The sequence below is a fragment of the Pseudomonadota bacterium genome (genome assembly GCA_030860485.1).
Taxonomy (GTDB): domain Bacteria; phylum Pseudomonadota; class Gammaproteobacteria; order JACCXJ01; family JACCXJ01; genus JACCXJ01.
This window is the reverse complement of record JALZID010000221.1, coordinates 1-4,850: the sequence shown is the minus strand read 5'-3', so window position 1 is coordinate 4,850 and position 4,850 is coordinate 1. Positions and strand designations below refer to the sequence as shown.

General features: G+C 67.4%; 3 protein-coding genes and 3 pseudogenes. 2 read left to right on the top strand and 4 right to left on the bottom strand.

The annotated features are described in order from the left end of the window. Window positions 1-212 precede the first annotated feature (212 nt). Window positions 213-767, bottom strand: a complete 555-nt coding sequence (locus M3461_13265) for an amidase family protein (GenBank protein ID MDQ3775239.1) — start codon at window positions 765-767, stop codon at window positions 213-215. 90 nt (window positions 768-857) lie between these two features. On the opposite strand from M3461_13265, the pseudogene M3461_13260 reads away from it, so the two are divergent. Then, window positions 858-1,220, top strand: a pseudogene (locus M3461_13260) (formate--tetrahydrofolate ligase). Window positions 1,221-1,241: 21 nt separating this feature from the next. Here M3461_13260 and M3461_13255 read toward each other — a convergent pair. After that, window positions 1,242-2,506 (bottom strand): annotated as a pseudogene (locus tag M3461_13255) (citrate transporter). 63 nt (window positions 2,507-2,569) lie between these two features. Here M3461_13255 and M3461_13250 point away from each other — a divergent pair. Continuing rightward, a pseudogene (locus M3461_13250) lies at window positions 2,570-2,737 on the top strand (TerC family protein). A gap of 318 nt (window positions 2,738-3,055) precedes the next feature. Here the strand turns inward: M3461_13250 and alr are convergent. After that, on the bottom strand, window positions 3,056-4,141 hold the full coding sequence (gene alr / locus M3461_13245) for an alanine racemase (protein MDQ3775238.1): 1,086 nt from the start codon (window positions 4,139-4,141) through the stop codon (window positions 3,056-3,058). Then, window positions 4,138-4,850 (bottom strand): replicative DNA helicase (locus M3461_13240; GenBank protein MDQ3775237.1); only part of this gene is annotated, 713 nt, incomplete at its 5' end. The genes alr and M3461_13240, both read right to left, overlap by 4 nt.

Here is a 4,850-nt window from a genome sequence, read left to right as displayed (position 1 = left end):
GCGCGTTGGTGTCGAACTTGGCCGCGCCGTCGTAGGTCTGGAACTTGGCGTAGGGTATCAGCGAGCCGAGGCTGCTGTCGATCTTGACCATCGCCTGGATGTAGCCGAGTACTCGGGCGCATCGGTGGACGTGGTCAGCGAGGTCTTGAGCAGGCGCATCACGCTCTCCTCCACCGGCAGCGGCGACTTGTTCACCACCTCTTCGTCGAGCTTCACGAACGCCGCCACCGTCTTCGGCAGCGTCGGGTCTTTGAACGTGGCGAGGTACTGCTCCCAGTCGGCCTTGAAGCGGTAGTCCGACAACGGTAGTCCGACAGACGACGCAGCTTGCGGTTGCCATCGCCCAGGTACTTCTCGACAAAGGCGGCGTCGAGCTTGATATCGACGGTGGTGGCGCCGAGCTTGCGCATATCCGCCAGCGCCTTTTCTGCCAGGGCGTCGATCTCGGGATCGCCGCCGAAGAAGTCGCGCACCACGCCGAGCTTCTTGCCCTTGAGCGCGTTGGCGTCGAGGTACTTAGTGAAATCGATGTGGCCGTTCTTCGCCGGGTAGCGCTTTTCTTCTTCGCTCCAGACCTTGAGGTTGAGCGGGTCGGCCGCATCCTTGCCGCCGATCACGCTGAGCATCAGCGCCATGTCGGTGACGCTGCGCGCCATCGGGCCGGCGGAATCGAAGTTGAGGTTCTTGGGCGCGGTGCCGTCGCGCGAGATCATGCCGGTGGTGGGGCGCAGGCCGACGATGCCGTTGTAGGCCGAGGGGCCGCGCACCGAGGTGCTGGTGTCGGTGCCGACCGCGGAATAGGAATTTCAAACGCCCTTTTTCGCCTCGGCCTGTGCGAGACCAAGAGCCGTGCGAAGTTCAGCTACGACGACAAGGAGTCGCTGTGGGAAAAGATCGGCGCGGTGGCGAAGCTGGTGTACCGCGCCTCCGAGGTGACCGCCGACACCAAGGTCCCCGGCCAGATCAAGAAGCTGCAGGAGGACGGCTATGGCCACTACCCGGTGTGCGTGGCGAAGACCCAGTACTCGTTCTCGACCGACGCGCAGAAGCGCGGCGCACCGGATAACCACGTGATCAACATCCGCGAGGTGCGGCTAGCCGCCGGAGCCGAGTTCGTGGTCATGATCTGCGGCGACATCATGACCATGCCCGGCCTGCCGAAGCTTCCCTCCGCGACCGAGATCGACCTCGTCGACGGCAAAGTAGTGGGACTGTTTTAGGGCGTGGCCGCGCTTGTCGGTGGGATGCCAGCCGACGAGCAGCATGAAAACCGCGAATCCGATCACGTAGGCCACGGTGACATGCCAGCCGGCTGCGACCCAGCGGCCCACCGATTTCGCTTCCGGGTACATGTTGGAGATCGCCACGCCGGCGGAAGACCCGAACCAGATCATCGAGCCGCCGTAGCCCACGGTGAACGCCAGCATGCCCCAGTCGTAGCCGCCCTGCTTGAGCGCAAGCGCAGTGAGCGGGATGTTGTCGAACACCGCGGAGATCCAGCCCAGGCCGAACGCAGTCTGCCAGGAGGCGGCAGGCAGCTTCTCCACCGGCATCAGCGAGGCGCTCGTCACCAGCGCCAGAAGGAAGATCGTTCCCTTGAAGGCCTCCGGCAACAGGCTCCCTTGAAGGCCTCCGGCAACAGGCTCCAGTCCGGCTTGCGGATCGGCACGCACACGAGGATTGCGACCCAGACTGCCGCACCGATGACCGGGAAGCGATCCAGCGCCGCGGGAAAGCGGAGGTTGGCGATCACGTTGGCAAGGATCGCCGCGACCAGGATGAACGCCACGATGCCGATGCGCGCCCAGTCGACGGGGACTGCCGCGCCTTCGTTGCGCACGATCGGCGCATGCGCATGCTGCTGGCGCGCGGCCACCAGGCCGCTTATGGCAAGCGCGACGACGGCGGCAACGTAGGCGTCGAACACCGCGATCGGGCTCACGCCGTCGATCCACATCATCGTGGTCGTGGTGTCGCCCACCACGCTGCCCGAACCGCCGGCATTGGAGGCGGCGACGATCGCGGCGAGGTAGCCGATGTGCACCCTGCCGCGGAATACGACGCGCGCCATGGCGCCGCCGATCAGCGCCGCGGCGATGTTGTCCAGGAACGAGGACAGCACGAAGACCATGGCGAGCAGCACGAAGCAGCCCTTCCAGTCGCCGGGCAGGAACTTCGGCAGCGCCTCCGGCGCCCGACTGTCCTCGAAGTGCTTCGAAAGCAGCGCAAAGCCCAGCAGCAGCCCCAGCAGGTTGGTAAGGATGATCCATTCGTGCGCCATGTGAGACGCGAGGCCGTCGAGCCCGGGGCCGGTCTTGAACCCGGTGAAGAAGAGCTTGTACAGCGTGATGACCGCGAGCCCTGTCAGCGCGACCTGCAGGGTGTGATGATGGAACAGCGCCACGGCCGCGAGCGTGAGCCCGAACAGCACGAAGTCGATCGGCACGCCGAGCGCCGCGCACGCCACGCCGATCATCACCGCGCCTGCGAACAAAGCCTTGTTCATTCTTTTTGCTCCCGATGCCAGTGTGCAGGCCGGCTCTAGCGGTTAGAATTCCCGGCCCCAGGCATGCTCGGCGACCCGCAGTTCTGGACCGGCCTCGGCCAGATCATCCTCGTCAATATCGTGCTGTCGGGCGACAACGCGGTGGTGATCGCCCTCGCCGCGCGGTCGCTGCCGCCGCAGCAGCAGAAGCAGGCGATCCTCTGGGGCAGCGGCGCCGCGGGTGGCGTGCGCCAAGGGTCCGGAAGGCGAAGGGCGGCTCGCGAAATACGCCTCGCCGCTTTTCGATCTTCGCACCACGCCGACCGGCGCCTACTTGCAGGCGTTGCTCGCGATGACCGAGGAGCTACCCGCACCGGGATGCGCTCGCGACGCGCGTCCTCGCGCTCCTTTCCCAGCGCAGCACGTTCACCGATCCGGTGGCGACCAAGGCCTTCCTGGAGAGACTGCCCGATTGCGAGATCGTCGCCGTGCCGGCGCGCCGACCGAGCAGCCGCAGGCGATGCGCGCCGCGATCGAGGACTGGCTGCGGCGCTGCTTCCCGGCCGGCGTCTAGCCCGCCACTTGGTCATGAAAACGCACCCGGCCCCGCACCGCGCATAAGAGCTCGTAGGGGATGGTGTCGGCGCAGCGCGCCACTTCCTCGACCGGCAGTCCCGGTCCCCACAGGACCACCGGCTCGCCCACCCGTGCCTCGGGGCAGGGGCGCAGGTCCACCGTCAGCATGTCCATGGAGGCCTTGCCGATGAGCGCGGCGCGACGGCCCGCGACCAGGACCGGCGTCCCGGACGCCGCGTGACGCGGATACCCATCCCCATAACCGATGGCCACCACCCCGACCGGCATGTCCTCGGGGCAGCGCCAGCTCCCGCCATAACCGACCGACTCGCCGGCCGCTACGCGCCGCACCGCGATCAATCCCGAGACCAGGGACATCACGGGCTGCAAGCCGACGTCCGCGGCCGTGCGCCCGGCGAAGGGCGAGACCCCATAGAGCATGAGCCCGGGTCGCACCCAATCGAGCTGGCTCTCGGGCCAGGCCAAGAGGGCCGCGGAATTGGCCATGGAACGCTCCCCCGCGATCCCCTGCGTGACCGCGTTGAAGATACCCAGTTGGACCGCCACCGAGGCATGGTCGGGCTCATGGGCCGAGGCCAGGTGGCTCATGATCCGTAACGGGCGCGCCACCGCGCGGTGCAGGGCGAGGTGCCGCAAGAGCGCCCGGAATCCTTCCGCGGGAAAGCCCAGCCGGTGCATGCCGGTATCGAGCTTGATCCAGAGCCGCAACGGGCGGCCGTCCGGCAGGGCATCCAGCATCCGCACCTGCTCCTCTGCGTGGATCACGGTGTCGAGGTCTAGGCGCCGGATCTCGTGGAGCTCCTGGGATGAGAAGGGGCCCTCGAGCAGGACGATGGGATGCCGGATCCCGGCGTCGCGCAGCACCACGGCCTCTTCGAGACAGGCGACGCCGAAGGCCTCCGCGCTCGTGAGCGCCTGGGCCATGGGCACGAGCCCGTGGCCATAGGCATCGGCCTTGATGACGGCCATGACCCGCCGGCCGGGCGCCGCCTGCCGCACCCGATCCAGGTTTGCCCGCGCGGCCTCGAGATCGACGACGACGCGCGCCGGGCGCGTCACCCGAGGTCCCCCCGCCCGTGGTCCATCCTGGGCATTCCGTAGGTGTCGGCGGCAAAGTTCTCGAAGCGTGTGTACTGGGCGAGGAAGGTCATGCGCACCGTGCCGATCGGCCCGTTGCGCTGCTTGGCGACGATGATCTCGGCCACGCCCTTGTCGGGGCTCTCCGGGTCGTAGACCTCGTCCCGGTAAATAAACACGATGACATCGGCGTCCTGCTCGATGGCCCCGGATTCGCGCAGATCGGACATGACCGGGCGCTTGCTGGGGCGCTGCTCGACGCTCCGGTTGAGCTGCGAGAGGGCCACCACCGGGACCCTGAGCTCCTTGGCGAGGGCCTTGAGCGAGCGCGAGATCTCCGAGATCTCGGTGGCGCGGTTCTCTTTGGTGCCAGGCACCTGCATGAGCTGGAGGTAATCGACGATCACGATCCCGAGGCCGTGGTCGCGGGACAGGCGCCGGCAGCGGGCGCGCAGCTCGCCGGGGGTCAAGGCCGGGGTGTCGTCGATGAACATCCTGGCCTTTTCGGAGAGCAGCCCCACGGCCGAGATGAGGCGCGGCCAGTCGTCGTCCGAGAGCCTGCCGGTGCGCACCCTGTGCTGGTCCAGGCGGCCGAGCGAGGACATCATGCGCATGGCCAATTGCTCGCCCGGCATCTCCATGGTGAAGATCGCCACCGTGTGACCGTCTTGAAGCGCGGCATGCTCGGCGA